Below are 22,590 nucleotides of genomic sequence, written 5' to 3' on the forward strand. Positions count from 1 at the left end.
CCCGTGTGACGGGGATCCGCGCTTGCCGGGTCCGTTCCGGATCGGCCTGGTCGTCACCCGGGGCACCCCACCGCGAATGGAGGGTTGCCGGCCAGCTAACCGGGGTTTAGCGCTGGCACTCGTGACCTGTAACGAGACTAGGACATCCGGAGGGGCGATGAAAAAGCCAGTCCGGAATGTTAAGCGGATTATTACGCAGCCCGGATATCGGGCCTTCGGTCGAATAAACGACGGCGGACGCCGCCAAAAGGGGGCGCCCGCCGTCGTAATATTCAGCGCTAAGGCGCAGGGGCTGGGGACGGGGGAACTAGAGCAAATCGTCCAGCTGGGGGTTCAGGCGCTTGAGGACTTCCGAGTGCAGGATCGAGTTGGTTGCCAGCGCGTTGCCACCGAACGGGCCGTCGGTTCCTTCGAGGGACGTGAAACGGCCGCCTGCCTCCGTCACGATCGGCACGAGTGCCGCCATGTCATAGAGGTTCAGTTCCGGTTCGCAGGCGATGTCAACGGCGCCTTCTGCCACCATGCAGTAGGACCAGAAATCGCCGAAGGCGCGGGTGCGCCACACGTCCTCGGTGAGCTGGAGGAATTCATCGAGGTTGCCGCGGTCCTTCCACCCGCCGAGGCTGGAGTAGGACAGCGAGGCGTCGGCGAGGCTGGACACGTTGGATACCTTGAGCCTCGTGGCAGCGGCGAGGGAACGGCCCGAGTAGGCGCCCGCGCCTCTGGCCGCCCACCAGCGCTTGCCGAGCGCGGGGGCACTGACCACGCCCACGACGGGTTCGCCCTCGTCGACGAGGGCGATCAGCGTGGCCCAAACCGGCACCCCGCGGACAAAGTTCTTGGTGCCGTCGATGGGGTCGATGATCCAGCGGCGGGAACCGTGGCCGGAACTTCCGAACTCCTCACCGAGCACGGCGTCGCGGGGACGGGAGCGGGACAGCTGGCCGCGGATGGACTCCTCGGCGGCCTTGTCCGCATCGGTGACCGGCGTCAGATCTGGCTTCGTCTCGATCTTGAGGTCCAGCGCCTTGAACCGGCTCATGGTCTGGTCGTCCACGGAATCGGCCAGCACATGGGCCAGACGCAGGTCATCGTTGTAGGTTGAAGCGGGTTGGGTCATGGTTCCAAACTACCCTCAAAGGCCCGGTGGGGCGGGGAGGCGGCGGCCGGGCTGCGCCGGGGAAGGCTAGCCGACGCTGCCGAGTTCCTTGGTTTCCTGGGCCTCCAGGCGCGGGTCGGTGCCCAGCAGGCGGCGCAGGGACGCGAGCCTGGCTGCCCCGGTGGGACCGGCATGACCGGCCGCGACCCATGCGTCCACGCCGCAGTTGACGGCGGTGGCGTCGTGCTTGCAGCCGCGTTCGCAGGCCTCGGTGCCCGGCTCAAGGTCGGGGAAGGAGTGCAGGATGCGGTCCGGGTCGACGTGGGCCAGCCCGAACGAGCGGATGCCCGGCGTGTCGATGATCCAGCTCCCGGCCGGGGCGTCAGCGAGCCTGAGCGCGAGGGCCGACGACGACGTGTGCCGTCCGCGGCCCGTCACGGCGTTGACGCCGCCGGTGGCACGTTCGGCGCCCGTCAGCGCATTGACCATGGTGGATTTTCCGACGCCGGAATGGCCCAGCATCACGGTCACCTTGCCGTCCAGATGGGCGCGGAGTTCGGACACCGCGGCAACGTCGAGCCGGGCGGAGAGGCCGTCGTCGGACCGTGCGTCGATGCCGGAGGCTTCCGAGTCAGCCGTGCGGCTGATGATGACCGGAAAGTCGAGGTGGCGGTAGTTGTCCAGCAGCTCGGTGGGGTCCTTGACGTCCGCCTTGGTGACCAGCAGCAGCGGCTCGATCCCGGCGTCGTAGGCTGCCACGAGCGCCCGGTCGATGAAGCCGGTGCGGGGTTCCGGGTTGGCGGCAGCGACCACCACCACCAGCTGGTCCGCGTTGGCAACAACAGCGCGTTCCACCGGGTCGGTGTCGTCGGCGCTGCGGCGCAGCAGGGTCTTGCGGTCCTGGATTTTCACGAGCCGGGCGAGGGTGTCCGGTGCGCCGGAGACGTCGCCCACGAGCGACACGAAGTCGCCGGCCACTACGGGGGAGCGGCGCAGTTCCCGGGCGCGGGCGGCGATGACAGTCCGCTCGTGGCCGGAGTCCTCGCCCACGACGGCCGTGTAACGGCCCCGGTCAACAGTGATGATCCGCCCCGTGACGGCATCCTCATGGCTGGGGCGGTCCTTCGTCCGGGGGCGGGAACCTTTTTTGTTCGGCCGGATCCGGACGTCGGATTCGTCCCAGGAATCAGTGCTGCGTGCCACCGGTGGTCCCTGCGGTGTTTGCCACTGCGCCGATCCGCTGGCCGAGCATGTCCGCCCACAGCTGGGGGAAGTCCGGCATGGTCTTGGACGTCGTTGCGATGTCCTGCACTTCCACACCCCTGACGGCCAGCCCAAGGATGGCACCGGCGGTGGCCATCCGGTGGTCGGCGTAGCTGTGCACGACGCCGGCGTGCAGTTCCGCTGGCCGGATGATGAGGCCGTCGGAGGTTTCCTCGGCATCGCCGCCGAGGCGGTTGATCTCGGTGACCAGCGCGGCGAGCCGGTCTGTCTCGTGTCCCCGGAGATGGGCAATGCCGCTCAGCCGTGAAGGGCCGGAGGCCAGCGCGCACAGCGCCGCGACGGTGGGTGCCAGTTCGCTGGTTTCGGCGAAGTCCGCGCCTTTGATTTCACTGCCCCCGGTCACCGTCAGGGTGCCGTCCTGCAGGGTCACGGCAGCACCCATGTCGCTGAGGATGCTGCGCCACATGTCACCCACCTGCGTGGTGTGCTCGGGCCAGTCCGGAATCCGCACCGTGCCGCCTGACGCCAGGGCAGCGGCCAGGAACGGACCGGCGTTGGAGAGGTCCTGTTCGATGCGCTGGTCGAACGCGCGGATCGGACCGGGGCTGACAATCCAGTGGTTGGGCGTGGAGTCATCCACCACCACGCCCGCCCCGCGGAGCACGGCAACGGTCATGTTGATGTGGTCCAGACTCGGTACTGTGCTGCCGGCGGATTCTGGGCTGGAGTGCTCCAGATGCAGGCCGTCCGTGAACCGTGCCCCCACCAGCAGCAGGGCTGAGACGAACTGGGAGGACGCGCTGGCGTCAATGACGAGGTGCCCACCGCGGACCTGCCCGGTGCCTTCAACGCGGAACGGCAGCGAAGCGGGCGTTCGGCCGTCCTCTCCGCTGACGGTTACGCCGAGGCCTGCAAGCGCCTCGATGATGGTCCCCATCGGACGTTCCCGGGCGTGGGGATCGCCGTCGAAAACAGTGGCGCCGCTGCGGAGTGCCGCCATCGGCGGAACAAACCTCATGACGGTTCCGGCAAGGCCGCAGTCGATGGCGGCGTCCTCACCGCCGGAGTTGGCCGGAATCGGCGTCACCTCCAGGTCCGGGCCGAAGGCGCCGTCGCCCGGGACCTCCCGGATGTCCGCGCCCAGCTGGCGCAGGGCTGCGATCATCAGCGCTGAGTCGCGGGAATGCAGCGGTGCCCGGAGCCGGGACGGCCCGTCGGCCAGCGCGGCGAGCACGAGGTACCTGTTGGTCAGCGACTTTGAGCCCGGCACGCGGACCGTGGCGTCAACCGGCTGCTCCGCAAACGGCGCGGGCCAGTGCGGAGCAGCGCCGGAGTCTTCAGCGGACGCGCCCATGGGTGATGCTGTCATTCCTGCTTATGCCCCCACCGCGTGGTCAACAGCCTTGCGGACTGCCCTGTCGGCCCTGCGGACAGCCTTGTCGGCAGTGTGCAGCTTCTTGCCGGTGGTTTTGCGTGCATCCGCGGCGAAGTGGGTCGCGGTCTTCCGCGCATCGGCGGCAAGGTGCTCTGCGCGCCAGGCCAGGCCGGGCTTGCCGGCTGTGTCCACGGAGGCCAGCAGCACGCCGCCGGTGAGGGTGATGTTCTTGAGCAGCTGGTTGCGGCGGGCTTCCCGGCCCTCCTTGCTGCTGATGTCGGCGCTGCGCCATTCAACGAAGGCGTTCAGTGCCGAGATGACTGCCAGCACCGAGGCCGCCACCCGCGCAGATTTGCCGAGTGCGAACAGGATGCCGGCACCCACCTGCGTTCCGCCGATGATCCGTGCCAGAACCTTTTCGTCGGTCTGGAAAGGCAGGGCCTCGGAGGCACGGCGCAGGAGGGGCGACAGTTGCTGCGCGGTGTCGTCCGCATTCCTGAGCTTGTCCGTTCCGGCGAGGATGAAACTTGAGGCCAGCATCGGCCGGGCAAAAAAGCGGACAAAGGACATGAATTTCCTCCTGGATGGCCGAGCCGCGGTGGCCGCGGCGGAGTCGGTTCTAGTCTTGCACTTTTGCGGAATATTTGCCCACCGCACGCCGTTGTGCTCTTCAGACCGGAAGTACTGTGCAGGCGGCGTCCCGTGCGGTTTCCGGTGTTCAGCGGCGGCTGGGGCATGGCCGGAACCGGCAAGAGCGCGGACCGTCGCTTGAGCGCGGTCTTATCAGGCGGCCCTTAACAGGCGGAGCGGAGATGGAGCATTGACTTTGGTGAAGGAAGCTGTGGGGGTGCGAAGTCCCGCCAGGATGCGGCCGTTTGTGGTGCCGGAAACCGACGCGCTAGAGGCAGGGAGTGGCTTCCCGGACTACGGTACGGCACGGCGGCAGGGGCGGCCCGCTCCGGTCAAAGTAGACTTGAAGGCAATGAGCACCGTGGATCCGGCCTTACAGGCCGCACAGGAGGACGCCGCCAACGGCATCCCGGAGAATGACACGTCACCCGCCGCTGAAGCGGCAGAGGATGTCGACGTCGGATCGGAGAGCGCGGAAGCGCGCCGGGCCCGGTTTGAGCGCGACGCCATGCAGTACGTGGACCAGCTGTATTCGGCGGCCATGCGCATGGCGCGGAACCCGGCCGATGCCGAGGACCTCGTGCAGGAGGCGTATACCAAGGCGTTCTCGGCATTCCATCAGTACAAGCCGGGCACAAACCTGAAGGCGTGGCTGTACAGGATCCTGACGAACACCTACATCAACCTGTACCGGAAGCGGCAGCGGGAACCCCTGCAGTCCAATTCGGACACCATCGAGGACTGGCAGCTTGCCCGTGCCGAGTCCCACACCTCCAGCGGTCTGCGGTCCGCGGAGGCCGAGGCTTTGGACCACCTGCCGGATTCGGACGTCAAGCGGGCCCTGCAGGCCATCCCGGAGGAGTTCCGGCTGGCCGTGTACTTCGCCGACGTTGAAGGCTTCGCGTACAAGGAAATTTCGGACATCATGAACACCCCCATCGGCACTGTGATGTCCCGGCTCCACCGGGGCCGGAAGATGCTGCGGGACATGCTGGCGGACTACGCCGCCGACCGGGGATTCAAGGCTGCTGCAGACGCCACGGCGGCAACGGAAAGCAACAAACAGGAGAACGGGAAATGAGCGACTGCCAGGGATTGGGCGATTGCGATGACACAAGGATGCAACGCATCTACGAGTATCTGGACGGAGCTTTGACCCGCAGTGACCTTGCGGAGATCAAGCACCACCTCGACGAGTGTCCGGAATGCGCGGAGCAGTACGATCTTGAGTGCGTTATCCGGAAAGTGGTGAAGCGCTCCTGTACCGAGGCGGCGCCGGAAAACCTTAAGAACGCGATTCTGGACCGGATCCACGCGATCCGGCCCGTGGAGGCCTGACGGGATTCCTGACTTAAACGCGATGCCCCCGCTACCTTGCAGGTAGCGGGGGCATCCCGTTTAAGCTTCGGTTCAAGCCGTGGCTTAGGTGTTGGGGCGCTTCCCGTGGTTCGCGCCGCCACGCTTACGGTCACGACGCTTACGTGCACGCTTGCTCATAGCTGGCCTCCTTAATTTCGTTACCCAAAAGAGTTGCCCTCCAGTCTCCCATATCAGGGGACAGGCCGCGAACCGGGGGCGGTGCGGGGGTGCAGGGAGACGCCGCGGCTGACGCCGTGCCCGGTCCGGCCGTGCAGTGAGGTCCGGCCCTACAGCGAGTTGCGGATCGAGACCCGGGCCTGGTCCAGGACTGTCCGCACCGTTTCCAGGGCCACGGGCGTCATGGGCCGGGCGCTGGTCTGCAGGCGAAGCTCGGCTCGCATGTCGTCGCGGAACGCCTGCAGCAGCATCTCCGCTTCCTTGAGCATGCGCTGTCCCTCGGCGGTGTAGCGGCCCTGGCCGGCCAGGTCCGCCGATCTGGCAGCGGTGCGTGCCGCTTCCGCTGTGGCCGCCAGGTCCGCGCGCAGTCCGCGCATGTTGCTGCGGATGTCGGCGCGGAGGTCATCGGCCAGCCGGCGGACGGAGGCCGCAATGTCGTTTTCCACGGTCTCCAGCTCCTCGCGCCGGCTGTCCAGTTCAGCCAGGCCCGCGGCGGTGATGCGGTAGTTTGTGCGGCGCCCCTGGGATTCGGTGGCCACCAGGCCTTCCTCCTCCAGCTTGCCCAGACGAGGATAGATGGTGCCGGCGCTGGGGGAGTAGGTGCCGCCGAACCGGTCGCTGAGCGCCTTGATGAGTTCATACCCGTGCTTGGGGCCCGCCTCGAGGAGCGCCAGCAGATAGAGCCGGAGGGCGCCATGGGCAAAGACGGGGGGCATCAGAGCGCCTGTTCCGCGGTGGCCGGCGCCTGGCCGTGGAAGATGGACGTCTTCCCGGATACCGAGTTGGTCCGGACCAGCATGAGTTTGGCGTCCGGACCCGAGATGGTCTGCACCTTGCCGCCGGGGTGGCCGTACTTCCGGTCGTCGATGACCACAGGCCCGCTGGCGGACTGGGCCACGATGTCGACGCCGACGTCGTGCGGTACGCGCACGGTCAGGTCCCCGGACACCGAGTTCGCACCGAAGTCGTGGGTGAAGCCGTGCAGGTCAAAGCTCATGTCGCCGCTGACAGTGTTGGCCCGGATGTTGCTGAACTCGCCGGACGCAGTGACCTCGCCCGAGACGCTCTTGGCCGTCAGGACGCCGCTGTGGTTGCGGGCGATCACTTCGCCGCTGACTGTGTTGACGTGCAGCTCACCGGAGGTCCCGTTGGCCAGCAGGGATCCCGTCACGGTGCTCAGCCGGGTGCGTCCGTGGACACCCGAGACCAGTCCGTCCCCGCTGACGGTACCCGCCTCGACCTCGACGCCGGCAGGGACAGCGATGCTGATGACCACGGAGTTGTTGCTGCTGTTGTTGACCGAATCCATGAGGTTCTTGAACCAGCCCTGCGGCCCGTGCAGCTGGTGGCGGATTTCGAGCCGGCCGCCGGTGACGTGGATGGCCAGCGGATCACCGAGCACCTCCGACACCTCGATGCGGACAACGGCCTCGTCGTGAGTGACGATGTCCAGCCTGCCGCGGACGATTCCCACCTTAAGGTGCGAGACGCCGTCGACGTCGATGGTCTGCGGGCCGGTGACGGTCCAGGAATTCTCTTCCATAATTCCCTCCACTTGCGATATATCGTGTCCGTAGAGGCCACGGTAGTCGCTTGGCACGTGAAGATCAAGATATATCGTGAGTGGTTGTTCCTAGTCCGGGGTGTCGATCCCGAGCCACTGGAACCAGCCCCGGTGCAGCACCAGCCACGCCATCAGACCGTAGCCCGCCTGCCCGGGCGTTCCGCCGTTGGCCGCGAGGTCCTGGCGCCACTGCTCATGGTTCAGCAACGGCGAAAACGTGTCGACGTAGAGGTGCTTGCGCCGGGTGGTGACGTCGGCAAAGGCGGTGTTCAGTTCACCCAAACGGCGGTTCTGCACCGGATCCAGTGTGGGAGGGGGCCCCACGACGAAGACCTCCAGCCGCTTTTGGGTGGCCGAATCCAGGATATTGGCGAGATTCAGGCGGCTCCGGGCGGTGGACAGCCCGAACTCGATGTCCCGGCCGGAAAGGCCGATGACCAGGCGGTTCTCGTGGGCGTCGCTGAACCTGCGGCCGGCCTCCTCGAGCCAGCGTGCCGAGAGGCCCTCCGTGCCTTCCTGAGGGCATGGAAGGGAAAAGCTCTCCACCGTGACGCCGTCCTGCGGAGTGCGGGCGAGCACCCGGCCAAGCCACCCGAGCGCCCGGGGATCGCCGAGCCCGGCGAGCAGTTCATCTCCAACAGCTGCAATCCGCAGCTTCCTGTCTTCCACTACTACCTCTTCACTTGTTGGGAGGGCGTGTCCCGGATACGGACCGTTTGTATGCCAACACTAAGGGTCCATTAACTCACGCCGATTAAACAGAACTGCCCGGCTGGAACGGTATGTCACCGTCCGGCCGGGCAGCTGCTGTGCTACTTACGGGCGAAAGCCTGCTTCAGCAGCGCGTCCTGCTCCGCAGCGTGGCGCTTCATGGAACCGGCCGCGGTGGAAGCTGACGCCGGGCGTGAAACCAGGCGCACCTTCCGGTCCAGGGCGGTCGGCAGGTGCAGACCCATGAACGGCCAGGGACCCTGGTTGGCGGGCTCGTCCTGTGCCCAGACAACTTCCGCGTTCGGGTACTTGGCCAGTTCGGCTTCGATCTCCGCCTGCGGCAGCGGGTAGAGCTGCTCGACGCGGATGATCGCGGTGGACTTGTCACCCGTCTTCTGCCGCGTGGACAGCAGGTCGTAGTACAGGCGTCCGGAGACCAGGAGTACGCGGTCGACGGCGTCCGCCGGCAGGTACTCGTGCTCACCGATCACCGGGCGGAAACTGCCGGTGGTGAAGTCCTCCACGGACGAGGCGGCGGCCTTGAGGCGCAGCAGCTGCTTCGGCGTGAAGATGATGAGCGGCTTGCGGGGCCGGCTGTAGGCCTGGCGGCGCAGCAGGTGGAAGTGCGAGGCCGCCGTCGTCGGATTGGCGACGATGATGTTTTCCTCGGCACACAGCTGCAGGAAGCGCTCGATGCGGGCAGAGGAGTGGTCCGGGCCCTGTCCCTCGTAGCCGTGCGGAAGCATCAGCACGAGCGACGAGCGCTGGCCCCACTTCTGCTCGGCGGACGAGATGAACTCATCGATGATGGTCTGCGCGCCGTTGACGAAGTCGCCGAACTGCGCTTCCCACAGGACCAGGGCGTCGGGGCGCTCCACGGAGTAGCCGTATTCGAAGCCCATGGCCGCGTATTCGGACAGCAGGGAGTCGTAGATCCAGAGCTTGGCCTGGTTGTCCGACAGGTTGCCCAGCGGCAGCCATTCGTTGCCGTTGGCGCGGTCGTGGAACACGGCGTGGCGCTGGACGAACGTGCCGCGGCGGGAATCCTGGCCGGCCAGGCGCACGGGCACGCCCTCCATGATGAGGGAGCCGAAGGCTGCAATTTCGCCGAAGCCCCAGTCGATGCCGCCTTCACGGGACATCTGTTCACGCTTCTCCAGCAGCTGCTTGAGCTTGGCGTGGACGGTGAAGCCTTCGGGGATCTCCACGTGCGCCTTGCCGATGCGGGCCAGGGTGTCGGCCGAGATCGCCGTCGACGCCGGGGCGTTCGTTCCGATGTCCGACTGCTGTGCCTGGGGACGCTCGATGTCCGATACCGCCGCCGAGTCGGCGGTGATGATCGGAATGGGCGAGGTCTGGGCCGCGTGGGTTTCGGCGAAGACGCGCTCGAGGCGTTCCTGGTAGTCGCGGAGCAGCTGCTCGGCTTCTTCCTCGGTGATGTCACCACGGCCGATCAGGGACTCGGTGTAGAGCTTGCGCACGGACCGCTTGGCCTCGATGAGGTTGTACATCAGCGGCTGCGTCATCGAGGGGTCGTCGCCCTCGTTGTGGCCGCGGCGGCGGTAGCAGACCATGTCGATGACAACGTCCTTGTGGAACCGCTGGCGGAACTCGTAGGCGAGCTGGCCGATGCGGACAACTGCCTCGGGGTCGTCGCCGTTCACGTGGAACACCGGAGCCTGGATCATCTTGGCGACGTCCGTGGAGTACGTGGACGAACGCGAGGACGACGGCGCAGTGGTGAAGCCGACCTGGTTGTTGACCACGATGTGAATGGTTCCGCCGGTGCGGTAGCCGCGCAGCTGGGACAGGTTGAGCGTTTCCGCCACAACACCCTGGCCGGCGAAGGCTGCGTCACCGTGAACCATGATGGGCAGCACGGGGAACGACTGTCCCTGGTCCAGGCGGTCCTGCTTGGCGCGGACGATGCCCTCCAGGACCGGATCGACGGCCTCAAGGTGGGACGGGTTGGCGGCGAGGTAGACCTTGGTCTCCTTGCCGTTGTCCGACGTGAACGTGCCTTCGGTGCCGAGGTGGTACTTGACGTCGCCGGAGCCCTGCACGGAGCGCGGGTCCTGGGTGCCTTCGAACTCGCGGAACACCTGGGCGTAGGTCTTGCCGGCGATGTTGGTCAGCACGTTCAGGCGGCCGCGGTGGGCCATGCCGATGGCGACCTCGTCCAGTGCGTCGTCGGCAGCGTCGGAGATGATGGCGTCCAGCAGCGGAATCAGGGATTCGCCGCCCTCGAGTGAGAACCGCTTCTGGCCTACGAACTTGGTCTGCAGGAAGGTCTCGAAGGCCTCTGCGGCGTTCAGCTTGGAGACGATGCGCAGCTGCTCGTCGCGGCTCGGCTTGGAGTACGGGTGCTCCAGCTGGTCCTGGAACCATTTGCGCTCGGCCGGGTCCTGGATGTGCATGTACTCGATGCCGGTGGTGCGGCAGTATGCGTCCCGGAGAACCCCGAGGATGTCGCGGAACTTGAGCATCGGCTTGCCGCCGAAGCCGCCCGTGGGCCACTCGCGGTCGAGGTCCCACAGGGTCAGGCCGTAAGTGAGCACGTCGAGGTCGGGGTGCTTGCGCTGGACGTACTCGAGGGGATCGGTGTCCGCCATGAGGTGGCCGCGAACGCGGTAGGAGTGGATCAGCTGCTGGATCCGGGCGACCTTGTTGATCTGGTCGGACGGGTCCACCTGCAGGTCCGGGCTCCAGCGCACAGGCTCGTACGGGATGCGCAGGGCTTCGAAGATCTCGTCGTAGAAGTCCTGCGCGCCGAGGAGCAGGGAGTGGACGAGCTTAAGGAATTCGCCGCTGCCAGCACCCTGGATGACGCGGTGGTCATAGGTGGAGGTCAGGGTGAGGATCTTGCTGATGGCGTTCTGGGCGATGATCTTCTCGCTCGCGCCCTGCCACTCGGCCGGGTAATCGAGGGCGCCGACGCCGATGATGGCGGCCTGGCCCTTCGACAGCCGGGGCACGGAGTGCACGGTACCGATGCCGCCCGGGTTGGTCAGCGACACGGTGGTGCCGGCGTGGTCGTCAGCCGTCAGCTTGCCGTTGCGGGCACGCTTGATGAGGTCTTCATAGGTGTGCCAGAACTCCGCGAAGTTCATGGTTTCGGCCTTCTTGATGTTGGGAACCATCAGAAGGCGGGTGCCGTCGGGCTTGGGCATGTCAATGGCGATGCCGAAGTTCACGTGTGCCGGCTGGACCGCCACGGGCTTGCCGTCGACCTCGTCGTAGTACACGTTCATGGACGGGAACTGGGACAGCGCCCGGACAACGGCGTAGCCGATGAGGTGGGTGAAGGAGACCTTGCCGCCGCGTGCGCGGGCCAGGTTGGAGTTGATGACAACGCGGTTGTCGATCAGGAGCTTGGCCGGAACTGCCCTGACGCTGGTGGCGGTGGGCACCTCAAGGCTTGTGACCATGTTCGACGCGATGGCCTTGGCCGGTCCGCGGAGGACGGACACGACGTCTTCCTCAGGGGCGGTGGGAGCCTTGACGTTCTTCGGCAGCTGGGCCGGGATGGGCTGGGCGCCGGTGCCCGCCTCGGTCTTCTTCGCGCCGTCGCGGGCCACCGTCGCCGGGGCCTTCTTGGCGGGTGCGGGCTGGGCGGGGGCTGCTGCCGGCGCCGGTGCCGGAGCTGCCGCAGGCGCCTGGGCCGCGGGAGGAGCGGATGCCGGTGCCTTCGCGGGCGCCGGGGGAGTGACAACGGGCAGCTCGCGGGTAGCCGGATTGGCTGCCGGGGCCGTCACGGCCGGCACGCCGTTGGAAGATGGACTGTTGCCGCTGTCGAAAGACTCGAACAGGGGCCACCATTTGGCATCGACCGTATTCTTGTCCTGCTGGTAACGCTCGTACAGTTCGTCAACGAGCCACTCGTTTCCACCAAATTCCTCTGGCAGACGGTGGCTAGGCTGCTCTGGCACTTGAAATACGCCTCTTCCATGAGTTTGATTTCCCTCTGGTCGCCTAAGGTGCCACGGCACAACAATCGAACCAGTTTCTGTGTCCTATGAACCCAGACCTTTGCCAGTCTAGTGACCGTTCCGGGTTAACTGCCAATAAGGGTGACCCAAATCATGTACCGTCCGATTTATGGCGAAATAGCCGTCCAAACGAGCCCCGAACACGGCCCTTTCCATCATGCGTGGACACCGGTTCCGGACGGGCAGGATGAGCAGCTTCACTCCTCTCTGGCGGCACGTTGCTCCTGTAGACTGCAATCCTTATGGACAGTAAATATAGGTGCCATGGACGGTAGATCCAGGTGCCGGGCTGGGGGCTTTCGCCCATGATGGAGTGGCTCCTTGTCGCCGCCGGCCTGCTGCTCATCCTCGGAACCGGCTTCTTCGTCGCCGTCGAATTTTCCCTTATTGCGCTGGACCAGCCCATGGTGCAGCGTGCCGTTGACAACGGCGACACCGCGGCAGTGCCGCTGCTCAAGTGCCTGAAATCCCTGTCCACGCAGCTGTCCAGCTGCCAGCTGGGCATCACCATGACCACGCTATTGACGGGGTACGTCATGGAGCCGTCCGTGGGGGCGCTGCTCGAGGTGCCCCTTGCCGCCGCCGGCATCCCGGAACCGGTGGCCGGCTCCGTCTCCCTGGTGGTCGCGATGGTGATCGCGACCACCCTGTCCATGCTGCTGGGCGAGCTCGTCCCCAAAAACATGGCCATTGCCCTCGCGTTCCGCATCGGCCGCACCCTTGCACGGCCGCAGCTGGTCTTCACCACCATCTTCAAGCCTGCCATCGTGGTCCTGAACGGCTTTTCCAACAAGGTCCTGAACGTCTTCGGGCTGGAGGCCAAGGAGGAGATTTCCGGGGCCCGCACGCCGGCGGAGCTCGCCTCCCTGGTGCGCCGGTCAGCGGCCATGGGCACACTCGATCCCGGGACAGCGAACTTCATTGCACGCACACTGAACTTTTCCGGCCGCACTGCGGCTGATGTGATGACTCCGCGCATCCGCGTCGAAACCATCGACGCCGACCAGCCGGTTTCGGACATCATCGACGCCGCCCGCCGCAGCGGATATTCGCGCTTCCCCGTCATCGGTGAGTCGGCGGACGACATCCGCGGGCTGGTCCACGTCAAGAAGGCCATTGCGGTTCCTCCGAACCGGCGGCGAAAGCTTCAGGCGGGCGCCATCATGACGGACGTCCTCAGGGTGCCCGAGACCATCCACCTCGACGCCCTGCTTGCCGAACTGCGGGAGGGCAACCTGCAGCTTGCCGTGGTGCTGGATGAGTACGGCGGAACTGCCGGGATCGCGACGCTGGAGGACCTGGTCGAGGAAATCGTGGGCGAAGTGGCCGACGAGCACGACAAGGTCCGGCCGGGGCTGCTGCAAAGCGCTTCCGGCGACTGGTACTTTCCGGGCCTGATGCGGCCCGACGAGCTCTCAGAACAGATTCCGGGCCTGACCGTTCCCGACGAGGCCGCGTACGAGACGGTGGGCGGGTACGTCATGAGCGAGCTTGGACGGATACCCGAGGTTGGGGACGTGGTGGAAGCGGGCGGCGGAACGCTCAGCGTCACCCGGATGGACGGCCGGCGCATCGACCGGATCTGCTTCCGGCCCCACCGTGAACCGGGCGACGGTACCGCCGCCGACCAGCCGGCCAATCACGGCAAGTCGGAAAACGGCAACTCCCGGAACGGCAACTCCCGGAACGGCGGCCGGTCATGAGCGACTGGGCAGGGCTGCTCTGGCTGGTGCTGCTGCTCCTGGGCAACGCCTTCTTTGTGGCCGCGGAGTTCGCCGTCATGTCCGCCCGCCGGAGCCAGATTGAGCCACTGGCGGACGAGGGCGTACTGCGCGCGCAGACCACCCTTCGGGCCATGGAGAATGTCTCGCTGATGCTGGCGTGTGCGCAACTGGGAATCACCGTCTGCTCGCTGCTGATCCTGCTGGTGGCGGAGCCGGCCATCCACCATTTGCTGGCAGTGCCCCTTGCCGGGTTGGGCGTGCCGACGGAAATTGCCGACGTCTCGGCGTTCGCTGTGGCCCTGATGTTCGTGACGTTCCTGCACGTGACGTTCGGCGAAATGGTGCCCAAGAATATTTCCGTGTCCGTTGCTGACAAGGCAGCGCTGCTCCTGGCTCCGCCGCTGATGTTCATTGCAAGGATTGTGAACCCGGTCATCGCCGCGCTGAACTGGTCCGCGAACCACATCCTCAGGCTGATGCGCATCGAGCCCAAGGACGAGGTCAGTTCCACGTTCACGCTGGAGGAGGTGCAGTCCATCGTGCAGGAGTCCACGCGGCATGGTCTGGTGGATGACGACGCCGGCCTGATTACCGGTGCCCTGGAATTTTCGGAGTACACCGCCGCCAGTGTCATGGTTCCGCTGGAACGGCTGGTCATGCTGAGGTCATCCACCTCCCCGCTGGAGTTTGAAAAGGCTGTCAGCCGCACCGGCTTCTCCCGCTTCCCGATGCTGGACGACGACGGCATGCTCGCCGGCTACCTCCACATCAAGGACGTGCTCGCCATCCCGGAATCCGGTTATGAGAAACCAATCGCGGAAAGCCGCATCCGGTCCCTGGCCAACCTTTCGCGTGATGACGAGATAGAGGAGGCGATGTCCGTGATGCAGCGCTCCGGCTCGCATCTGGCACGCGTCATCGGGCCGGGCGGGCAGACCGAGGGTGTGCTGTTCCTTGAAGACGTGATCGAACAGCTCGTGGGCGAGATCCGGGACGCCACCCAGGCCAAGGGTATCCGGCGGCTGGGCAGGCCCGACGGCGAATAGCGGCCCGGGTGCCACGACCCACCGCCGTCACGACTTCTAAATAGGAATCATTCCCATTTAGCGATACACTCGACTAGTGGTTGCCCCTCCCCGCAACCTGACGTGTCCAGAACCGAGGTAAATCCGTGCCCAGCAACGCCCGCACTTTTCTGACTGCTGCCGTGGCCGGCTTCGGCCTGCTCCTCACCGGCTGTGGTTCGCCGGCGGCTGGGACTGGGGGCGCAGAGGCTAACGGCCGCATCGCCGTCGTCACGTCCACCAACGTCTATGGGGACATTGTTGAGGCGATCGGCGGGGACAAGGTCAACGTCACGGCCATCGTCTCCCGTCCGAGCCAGGACCCGCACTCCTACGAGGCCAATGCCCAGGACCGGCTTGCGGTGTCCAAGGCCAAGCTGGTGGTGGAAAACGGCGGCGGCTATGACGACTTCATCCACACCCTGGCAGATGACAGCAACGTGCCGCACGAGAACATCATCAGTGCCGTTGAGGTGTCCGGGATGGCTCCGGAACCTGCGGGCACCGCATCCGCCCCTGCAGGGGACGGGCACTCCCATGACCACGGCGGCTTCAACGAACACGTCTGGTACAGCTTTGACGCCATGACGCACCTTGCCGACGCTGTGGCGGCCCGCCTCGGCGCGCTCGACGCCGCCTCGGCCTCCCAGTTCACCGCCAAAGCCGCCGAGTTCAAGTCCGGTCTCACGAAGCTTGAGAGTAAGATTTCCGCAATGAAGACCTCGCACGGCGGTGCCGGCGTCGCCGTGACTGAACCGGTGCCCCTCTATCTGCTGGAATCCGCAGGACTGGAGAACCGCACCCCTGCCGAGTACACGGCCGCCGTCGAGGAAGGCGCCGACGTTCCGCCGGCTGTCCTCAAGGCTGCCACCTCGACGGCCGCCGCAAAGGACACGAGTTTCCTGGCGTACAACGAGCAAACGGAAGGCCCGCAGACCCAGGCCGTAAAGAACGCGGCCACCGCTGCCGGAACGCCGGTGGTGAACTTCACTGAAACGCTTCCGGACGGCAAGACCTACCTGGAATGGATGGCGGACAACGTGGACAACGTCAGCAACGCCTTGAAGAGCCACCGTTGAACCCAGTCATCAGCCTCAAGCAGGCATCGCTCAAGTTCGGCCGCCGCGCGCTCTGGGAAGACCTGAACCTGGACATCAACCCAGGGGAGTTCTTCGCTGTGCTGGGGCCCAACGGCAGCGGCAAGACCAGCTTCCTCAAGGTCCTTCTGGGATTGCAGGAGCTGCACTCCGGCCAGGCAAACCTCGGCGGCCACCCTGTGGAGCGGGGCAGCCATATGATCGGCTACATCCCGCAGCAGAAGCCCTTCCTTCCCGACACCCCCATGCGCGCCCGCGACCTGGTGGGCCTCGGCGTCGACGGGCACCGCTGGGGAATCCGGCTCGGCACCGCCAGGGCCAACCGCAGGATTGACGAGCTGCTGGAGCTGGTCGGGGCAAGCGACTACGCCAAGGTGCCCGTCGGGCAGCTGTCCGGCGGTGAGCAGCAGCGCCTGCGCGTGGCCCAGGCACTTGCCACCGACCCGAAGGTACTGCTGTGCGACGAGCCGCTCCTGTCGCTGGACCTGCACCACCAGCAGGCCGTCAGCGCACTCATCAACAAGCAGTGCCATGACCGGGAGAGCGCCGTGGTGTTCGTCACCCACGAGATCAATCCGATCATCGACTACGTGGACCGGGTCCTCTACCTGGCCGGCGGCAGGTTCAGCGTGGGAACGCCGCACGAGGTCATGACCACCGAGGTCCTCTCCGACCTTTACGACAGCAACGTGGAAGTGATCCATGCCAACGGCCGGATCGTCGTCGTCGGCCTGCCCGACGCCACCACGCACCACCACGACGACGCGCACGCCGCTGCGGGGGAGGCTTCCTGATGGATCTGGAATCGATCCTGCAATCGGTGTTCAACTTTGAGAACTATGGCGAATTGCTGGTGCTGGTGCAGAACTCGCTGTGGGCCGGGGCGGTGCTTGGACTCCTCGGCGGCCTCGTTGGGACCTTCGTGATGAAGCGCGACCTGGCGTTTGCCGTCCACGGAATTTCCGAGCTGTCCTTCGCCGGCGCCGCCTTCGCGCTCCTGATCGGCACCGACGTGGTGTTCGGTTCCCTGGTGGGCTCTGTGGCGGCTGCGCTGCTGCTCGGGCTCATGGGCGTCCGGGCGCGGGACAAGAACTCCATCATCGGTGTCATCATGCCCTTTGGCCTGGGGCTCGGGATTCTTTTCCTGTCGCTCTACGAGGGCAGGGCCGCCAATAAGTTCGGACTCCTCACCGGGCAGATTGTGTCGGTGGACACCGTCCAGCTCCAGGTCCTGGCGGGGACCGCGGTGGCCGTGATGGCGGCGCTGTGCGTCATCTGGCGCCCGCTGAGCTTCGCCAGTGTCGATCCCGAACTGGCCGAGGCCCGCGGTGTTCCTGTGCGGTCGCTCGCGCTGGTTTTCATGGTGCTCCTCGGCGTCAGCGTTGCGCTGTCAATCCAGATCGTGGGCGCCCTGCTGGTTCTTGCCTTGCTGATCACGCCTGCGGCCGCGGCCCTGCGGGTGACGTCCTCGCCGCGCCTCGTGGTGCTGCTGAGCGTGGTGTTCGCCGTTTCGGCGACGGTGGGCGGAATACTGCTCGCCCTTGGCGGCCGGATCCCCATCAGCCCCTACGTCACCACGTTGTCGTTCCTGATCTACGTGGTGTGCCGGGTCATCGGCAGCATCCGCGCCAAGCGCGGCCTCAACGGGCGGGTCATGCGGACCGCCTGAACAGGCTTGGTGTGGCGCCTACTGCGCGGCGGCCTTGCGTGCGGAGCAGTCGGGGCAGAGGCCGTAGATCTCCACCGTGTGGGCCACTTCGGTGAAGCCGTGCTCCTGCGCGGTCCGCGCAGCCCAGGTCTCGACGGCGGGGGCCTCCACTTCCACGGCCTTGCCGCAGTTGCGGCACAGGAGATGGTGGTGGTGCACCGTCACGGCGCACCGGCGGTAGACGGCCTCGCCGTCACCGTTGCGCAGCACGTCAACGAGTTCCTCGTCAGCCAGCGACTGCAGGATCCGGTAGGCGGTGGCCAGGGACACCGAGACACCCTTGTTCTGGAGGATCCGGTACAGCTCCTGGGTGCTCACGAAGTCATTGAGCTCGTCCAGGGCGGCGCTGACAGCGATCCGCTGCTTGGTGACGCGCTGCTCTTTCCCGCCGGCCGCCGTCAAAGGTGCCTGCGGCCTGCCGTCAGCGCTGACGCGTTGTGGCATTGATGGACTCGCTTTTCTTTCGGGTAATGGCAAGCTTTAACGTTACCAGCCAGAGCCGCGTGGACACTGATCGGGCCCGTCCCTAGGCTGGCTTCATGAAGCTGACAAAATACACGCACGCCTGTGTCCGGCTCGAAAAGGACGGCCGGGTGCTGGTCCTGGATCCGGGGACCTTCTCCGAAACCGCCGAGGCGCTGGACGGAGCACACGCCGTCCTCATCTCGCATGAGCACGCCGACCACATCGATGTCCCGGCCGTGGCCGCTGCCCTTGGGAACAACGGAGGGCTGGAGCTCTTCGCACCGGAGGGCGTGGCGCAGAACGTGCGCAAGGAAGCGCCGGACGCCGCTGACCGGGTGCATGCCGTGGAGCCGGGAACGGCTTTTGACGCCGCAGGCTTCGCGGTCCGCAGCTTCGGCGGCCAGCACGCGCTGATTCACCCCCAGATTCCGGTGGTCGCCAACATCGGCTACCTCGTGGACGAGAACGTGTACCACCCGGGTGACTCGTTCATCATCCCGGACGGCATCAGCGTGCGTACGCTGCTGGTCCCGGTCCATGCGCCGTGGAACAAGGTCAGCGAGGTGGTGGACTTCGTGATCGGCGTCCGCGCAGAGCGGGCATTCCCCATTCACGACGGGCTCTTGAACGACACCGGCCTCGGCCTGGTGGAGGGCCATGTCAAGCGGATAGGGGCCAGGTACGGCACCGAATACACCCACCTCTCCGCCCGCGAATCCGTGGAGCTTTAGGGCCGCCAGACACCCGTCTCGAAGAATGCTTTCAGCACGTCCTCGTGTGGCTGTGGATCCAGTCCCTGGGCCGCCAGCCACGCAGGACTGTAGTGGCTGCCGGCGTACCGGTCACCGCCGTCGCACATCAGGGACACCACGCTGCCGCGTTCCCCGTCCGCCACCATCTGTGCCACGAGCTGCCAGACACCCCAGAGGTTGGTGCCCGTGGACGGCCCGGCGTGCAGCCCCGCCAGCGTGTGCAGGTGCCGCATGGCTGCGACCGAGGCGGCGTCGGGAACCTGGATCATGTGATCGATGACCGAGGGGACGAAGCTTGGCTCCATGCGGGGCCGGCCGATCCCTTCGATCCGGGAAGGCAGGCCGGTGCTGAAGTCCGCAGCACCGCTCCGCCACCCGGGATAGAAGGCGGAATTCTCCGGATCGACCACCGCCAGGGAGGTGGCGTGGCGGTGGTAGCGGAGGTAGCGGCCGATCGTGGCGCTGGTTCCGCCCGTGCCGGCTCCCACTACAATCCAGCGGGGGACCGGATGCTCCTCCATCGCCAGTTGCTCAAAGATGGACTCGGCAATGTTGTTGTTGCCACGCCAGTCCGTGGCGCGCTCGGCGTAGGTGAACTGGTCCATGTAATGGCCGCCGCTCGTGGCGGCAACCTCGGCGGCTGCCGCGTAGACCTCTGAGGCATGGTCCACCAGGAGGCAGGCGCCGCCGAACTGTTCGATCAGGGCGATCTTTTCCGGGCTGGTGGTGCGGGTCATCACGGCGATGAACGGCAGACCCAGGAGTTGCGCGAAGTAGGCCTCGGAAACCGCGGTGCTGCCGCTGGAGGCTTCCACGATGGTGGTGTCCCCGTGGATCCATCCGTTCACCAGCCCGAACAGGAAGAGGGAACGGGCCAGGCGGTGTTTCAGGCTTCCGGAACGGTGCGTCGATTCATCCTTGAGGTACAGCTGGACGCCCCAGTGTTCAGGCAGCGGCACCGAATACAGGTGGGTGTCTGCCGAGCGGTTGTTTTCCGCGTTGATCTTGCGGACAGCCTCATCCGCCCATGCCCGGTCCCGGGTCCCCGGCCTGTTCACTTAGTCTTCCCGTTCACTGAATCGCCTGCTCACTGAATCAGCCTACCGGCGGGGGCAGCCGGGGCTAGAGTTGGACAGATGGACACCCTGATTGACGTGGCCGGGCTGCACGCCCGGATGGCGGCCGGACAACGGACCGTGGTGCTGGACGTCCGCTGGGCGCTCGGGGATCCGGAGGGCCGCAGCCACTACCTGAAAGAGCACATACCGGCCGCAGTGTACGTCGATCTGCCCACCCAGCTGGCGTCGCCCGCTGATCCGGGCCGCGGGCGCCACCCGTTGCCTTCGCCGGCCCGCTTCCAGGAAGCGGCACGGTCTTGGGGAATTTGCGACGGCGACGTCGTGGTCGCTTATGACGATGCCGGCAACACCTCCGCCGCCCGGCTGTGGTGGATGCTCCGGAATGCCGGCGTCCGCACCGTTTGCCTGCTCGACGGCGGCCTGGGCGCCTGGCGCAAGGCAGGGCTGCCCGTCGAGGGCGGTGAAGTGCAGCCGGACGCCGGAGACGTGACTCTTGCGGGCGGCGGCATGCCGGTGACCGACGCCGACGGCGCCGCGGACTGGGCCGCCGGAGGCGTGCTGCTGGATGCACGCGCCGCAGAACGGTACCGCGGGGAAGTCGAGCCTGTGGACCCCCGGGCCGGCCACATTCCCGGCGCCGTCAGCGCCCCCGCCACCGGGAACCTTGACGACGACGGCCGCTTCCTGCCGGCGGAGAAGCTGCGGCAGCGCTTTGCGGGCCTTGGGGTCGACGCAGCGACGCCGACCGCCGTCTACTGCGGCAGCGGCGTGACAGCCTCCCACGAGATAGCGGCCCTGGAAATCGCCGGTTTCAGCGCCGTTCTATACCCCGGATCCTTCTCCCAATGGTCCAACGACGCCTCCCGCCCGGTGGCTACAGGTCCCCATCCCGGATAGTGATCCGCCGAGGCGGCCTGACTACTGGCCAGCGGAACGCCACCGGTGATTGGAAGTCACCGGGGAGCCGCGGTAGCGTCGCCATATGACTCCTGGACGCCCCGTACCCCCGCCGCTGAACCTGCGGATCCCGCTGGAAGACACCGCCGCCGCACCCCTCGAGGGACGCCTTGCCGCTGGCCGCGGCGCATCATCCGCCACGAGCGGCCTGGTTGGCCTGACCGTTGCCCGCCGGGCACCTAAAGCTCACGACGTCGAGATCGCCATCGAGTTCTGCGGGCTCTGCCACTCGGACGTTCACGCCACCCGGGGGGAGTGGGGCAACCAGAACTACCCCCTCGTACCCGGGCACGAAATTGTGGGCCGGGTGAGCCGCGTCGGTTCGGACGTGAGGGACTTTCAGCCGGGCGACCGGGTGGGCGTGGGCTGCATGGTGGACTCGTGCCGCGAATGCGAGAGCTGCCTCGAAGGGCTGGAGCAGTACTGTGAAAGCGGCATGACCGGGACGTACGGGGCCAAGGACGCCAGGAACGGGGATGCCGTGACGCAGGGCGGTTACGCGTCCTCCGTGGTGGTGGACCGACGGTACGTCCTGCGGGTGCCGGAAAACCTGGACCCCGCGGCTGCTGCCCCGTTGCTTTGCGCGGGCATCACCACCTTCTCGCCGCTGCGCCACTTCGGTGTCCGGGAAGGCCACGTTGTCGGCGTCGTGGGCCTGGGCGGCCTGGGGCACATGGCCGTCAAATTGGCCAAAGCGATGGGCGCCGAGGTCAAGGTCTTCACTACTTCTGAGTCCAAAGTATCGGCGGCGCTGGAACTGGGCGCCGACACGGTAGTACTTTCCCGGGACGAGGAAGCGATGGCCGCTGAAAACCGGAGCATCGACGTCATCATCGACACGGTGGCAGCACCGCACGACCTTAACCCGTTTTTCCGAACCCTGCGCCGTGACGGGGCCCTGTTCCAGCTGGGGCTGCCCTCCGACGCCATGCCGCCGGTCAATCCCGGGGCGCTGATCAGAAGGCGGATTTCCTATGCAGGTTCCCTGATCGGAGGCATTGCCGAGACGCAGGAGATGCTCGACTTCTGCGCCGAGCACGGGGTCGTCTCGGACATTGAAGTGGTTGGTGCCGAGCAACTTAACGATGCCTATGACCGGATGGTCGCAGGTGATGTGAAGTACCGTTTTGTCCTGGATACATCCACGCTGCAGGAACCGTCTGAAAGGGCTGACGCATGAGTACGCTGTTCACCAAGATTCTCAACGGGGAGATCCCTGGCCGGTTTGTCTGGCGCGAGCCGGACGTCTCCGCGTTCCTGACCATGGGTCCACTTGCTGACGGGCACACGCTGGTGGTTCCGACCGAGGAAGTGGACCGCTGGACGGACGCCTCGCCCGAGACCCTGGCCAGGGTCATGGAAGTGGCGCGGCGCATTGGCGCGGTGCAGGTGGACACGTTCGGGGCAGCCCGGGCAGGACTCATCGTGGCTGGTTACGAGATCAACCACATGCACGTGCACGTGTGGCCGTCCAATTCCATGGCGGAATTCAATTTCGCCACCGCCGAACACAACCCGGATCCGGCGCGGCTGGACGCCAACGCCGAAAAGCTGCGGGCAGGCCTGCGCGACGCCGGCTACGGGGAGTTTGTGCCGGAGGCCTAGGCAGAATCCAC

The 22,590-nt window shown here is 66.3% G+C and carries 22 protein-coding genes and 1 riboswitch; of the genes, 11 read left to right on the forward strand and 11 right to left on the reverse strand.

Annotated features, from left to right (window positions below; all coding sequences use genetic code 11):
• Positions 1-13 precede the first annotated feature (13 nt).
• Positions 14-127: riboswitch (SAM riboswitch) on the reverse strand.
• Between the two features lie 180 nt (positions 128-307).
• From hisN to AC57BR_RS23420, 4 genes are all read right to left on the reverse strand, one after another.
• Positions 308-1,120 (reverse strand): histidinol-phosphatase, encoded by an 813-nt coding sequence (gene hisN, locus AC57BR_RS23405; protein ID WP_496364928.1) that lies wholly within the window; start codon positions 1,118-1,120, stop codon positions 308-310.
• Positions 1,121-1,186: 66 nt separating this feature from the next.
• The gene (gene rsgA, locus AC57BR_RS23410) at positions 1,187-2,302 is read right to left on the reverse strand and encodes a ribosome small subunit-dependent GTPase A (protein ID WP_496364930.1); all 1,116 of its coding nucleotides are present in this window, start codon (positions 2,300-2,302) and stop codon (positions 1,187-1,189) included.
• Positions 2,286-3,677: a 3-phosphoshikimate 1-carboxyvinyltransferase gene (aroA, locus tag AC57BR_RS23415; protein WP_496365215.1), complete on the reverse strand. Its 1,392-nt coding sequence runs from the start codon at positions 3,675-3,677 to the stop codon at positions 2,286-2,288. The genes rsgA and aroA overlap by 17 nt, the downstream gene beginning before the upstream one ends.
• Before the next feature lie 21 nt (positions 3,678-3,698).
• Positions 3,699-4,268, reverse strand: coding sequence for a DoxX family protein (locus AC57BR_RS23420; RefSeq protein WP_496364932.1), 570 nt, complete (start codon positions 4,266-4,268; stop codon positions 3,699-3,701).
• 295 nt (positions 4,269-4,563) lie between these two features.
• Between AC57BR_RS23420 and AC57BR_RS23425 the strand changes: the two genes are divergently transcribed.
• Both AC57BR_RS23425 and rsrA read left to right on the forward strand, forming a co-directional pair.
• Complete coding sequence (locus AC57BR_RS23425; RefSeq protein WP_496365216.1) at positions 4,564-5,409, forward strand: sigma-70 family RNA polymerase sigma factor; 846 nt, start codon at positions 4,564-4,566, stop codon at positions 5,407-5,409.
• A complete protein-coding gene (gene rsrA / locus AC57BR_RS23430; RefSeq protein WP_496364934.1) occupies positions 5,406-5,666 on the forward strand; it encodes a mycothiol system anti-sigma-R factor in 261 nt (86 codons plus the stop codon). The genes AC57BR_RS23425 and rsrA overlap by 4 nt, the downstream gene beginning before the upstream one ends.
• A gap of 84 nt (positions 5,667-5,750) precedes the next feature.
• On the opposite strand, the gene AC57BR_RS23435 is transcribed toward rsrA, so the two are convergent.
• The 5 genes from AC57BR_RS23435 to AC57BR_RS23455 all read right to left on the reverse strand — a co-directional run bounded on the left by AC57BR_RS23435 (position 5,751) and on the right by AC57BR_RS23455 (position 12,068).
• A complete protein-coding gene (locus tag AC57BR_RS23435; protein ID WP_369299106.1) occupies positions 5,751-5,825 on the reverse strand; it encodes a 50S ribosomal protein bL37 in 75 nt (24 codons plus the stop codon).
• A 149-nt stretch (positions 5,826-5,974) separates the two neighbouring features.
• Positions 5,975-6,580, reverse strand: a complete 606-nt coding sequence (locus AC57BR_RS23440) for a PadR family transcriptional regulator (RefSeq protein WP_496364936.1) — start codon at positions 6,578-6,580, stop codon at positions 5,975-5,977.
• Positions 6,580-7,407 carry a DUF4097 family beta strand repeat-containing protein gene (locus tag AC57BR_RS23445; RefSeq protein ID WP_496364938.1) on the reverse strand — a complete coding sequence of 276 codons (828 nt, stop codon included), beginning with the start codon at positions 7,405-7,407 and terminating at the stop codon, positions 6,580-6,582. The genes AC57BR_RS23440 and AC57BR_RS23445 overlap by 1 nt, the downstream gene beginning before the upstream one ends.
• 90 nt (positions 7,408-7,497) lie before the next feature.
• Positions 7,498-8,097: a GDSL-type esterase/lipase family protein gene (locus tag AC57BR_RS23450; protein ID WP_496364940.1), complete on the reverse strand. Its 600-nt coding sequence runs from the start codon at positions 8,095-8,097 to the stop codon at positions 7,498-7,500.
• 143 nt (positions 8,098-8,240) lie between these two features.
• Complete coding sequence (locus tag AC57BR_RS23455; RefSeq protein ID WP_496364942.1) at positions 8,241-12,068, reverse strand: multifunctional oxoglutarate decarboxylase/oxoglutarate dehydrogenase thiamine pyrophosphate-binding subunit/dihydrolipoyllysine-residue succinyltransferase subunit; 3,828 nt, start codon at positions 12,066-12,068, stop codon at positions 8,241-8,243.
• Between the two features lie 368 nt (positions 12,069-12,436).
• Between AC57BR_RS23455 and AC57BR_RS23460 the strand changes: the two genes are divergently transcribed.
• The 5 genes from AC57BR_RS23460 to AC57BR_RS23480 all read left to right on the forward strand — a co-directional run bounded on the left by AC57BR_RS23460 (position 12,437) and on the right by AC57BR_RS23480 (position 17,682).
• Entirely contained in the window at positions 12,437-13,831 is a 1,395-nt protein-coding gene (locus AC57BR_RS23460) for a hemolysin family protein (protein WP_496365217.1), read from the forward strand.
• The gene (locus AC57BR_RS23465; protein ID WP_496364944.1) at positions 13,828-14,898 is read left to right on the forward strand and encodes a hemolysin family protein; all 1,071 of its coding nucleotides are present in this window, start codon (positions 13,828-13,830) and stop codon (positions 14,896-14,898) included. Before AC57BR_RS23460 ends, AC57BR_RS23465 begins: the two co-directional genes overlap by 4 nt.
• A gap of 125 nt (positions 14,899-15,023) precedes the next feature.
• Complete coding sequence (locus AC57BR_RS23470; RefSeq protein ID WP_496364946.1) at positions 15,024-15,995, forward strand: metal ABC transporter solute-binding protein, Zn/Mn family; 972 nt, start codon at positions 15,024-15,026, stop codon at positions 15,993-15,995.
• Positions 15,992-16,807 carry a metal ABC transporter ATP-binding protein gene (locus AC57BR_RS23475; protein WP_496364948.1) on the forward strand — a complete coding sequence of 272 codons (816 nt, stop codon included), beginning with the start codon at positions 15,992-15,994 and terminating at the stop codon, positions 16,805-16,807. Before AC57BR_RS23470 ends, AC57BR_RS23475 begins: the two co-directional genes overlap by 4 nt.
• Positions 16,807-17,682, forward strand: coding sequence for a metal ABC transporter permease (locus tag AC57BR_RS23480; RefSeq protein ID WP_306924408.1), 876 nt, complete (start codon positions 16,807-16,809; stop codon positions 17,680-17,682). Before AC57BR_RS23475 ends, AC57BR_RS23480 begins: the two co-directional genes overlap by 1 nt.
• Positions 17,683-17,700: 18 nt before the next feature.
• On the opposite strand, the gene AC57BR_RS23485 is transcribed toward AC57BR_RS23480, so the two are convergent.
• Entirely contained in the window at positions 17,701-18,165 is a 465-nt protein-coding gene (locus AC57BR_RS23485) for a Fur family transcriptional regulator (protein ID WP_496364951.1), read from the reverse strand.
• Between the two features lie 95 nt (positions 18,166-18,260).
• On the opposite strand from AC57BR_RS23485, the gene AC57BR_RS23490 reads away from it, so the two are divergent.
• Positions 18,261-18,917, forward strand: a complete 657-nt coding sequence (locus AC57BR_RS23490; RefSeq protein WP_496364953.1) for an MBL fold metallo-hydrolase — start codon at positions 18,261-18,263, stop codon at positions 18,915-18,917.
• On the opposite strand, the gene AC57BR_RS23495 is transcribed toward AC57BR_RS23490, so the two are convergent.
• A complete protein-coding gene (locus tag AC57BR_RS23495) occupies positions 18,914-19,996 on the reverse strand; it encodes a PLP-dependent cysteine synthase family protein (protein ID WP_496364955.1) in 1,083 nt (360 codons plus the stop codon). The genes AC57BR_RS23490 and AC57BR_RS23495 overlap by 4 nt on opposite strands.
• 78 nt (positions 19,997-20,074) lie before the next feature.
• Here AC57BR_RS23495 and AC57BR_RS23500 point away from each other — a divergent pair, with 78 nt between their 5' ends.
• The 3 genes from AC57BR_RS23500 to AC57BR_RS23510 all read left to right on the forward strand — a co-directional run bounded on the left by AC57BR_RS23500 (position 20,075) and on the right by AC57BR_RS23510 (position 22,579).
• A complete protein-coding gene (locus AC57BR_RS23500) occupies positions 20,075-20,914 on the forward strand; it encodes a sulfurtransferase (RefSeq protein WP_496364957.1) in 840 nt (279 codons plus the stop codon).
• 85 nt (positions 20,915-20,999) lie between these two features.
• Complete coding sequence (locus tag AC57BR_RS23505) at positions 21,000-22,154, forward strand: NAD(P)-dependent alcohol dehydrogenase (protein ID WP_496364959.1); 1,155 nt, start codon at positions 21,000-21,002, stop codon at positions 22,152-22,154.
• Entirely contained in the window at positions 22,151-22,579 is a 429-nt protein-coding gene (locus tag AC57BR_RS23510) for an HIT family protein (RefSeq protein WP_003804824.1), read from the forward strand. Before AC57BR_RS23505 ends, AC57BR_RS23510 begins: the two co-directional genes overlap by 4 nt.
• Positions 22,580-22,590 lie beyond the last annotated feature (11 nt).

Source organism: Arthrobacter sp. BGA-UO-ETr-C19, from assembly GCF_059568005.1.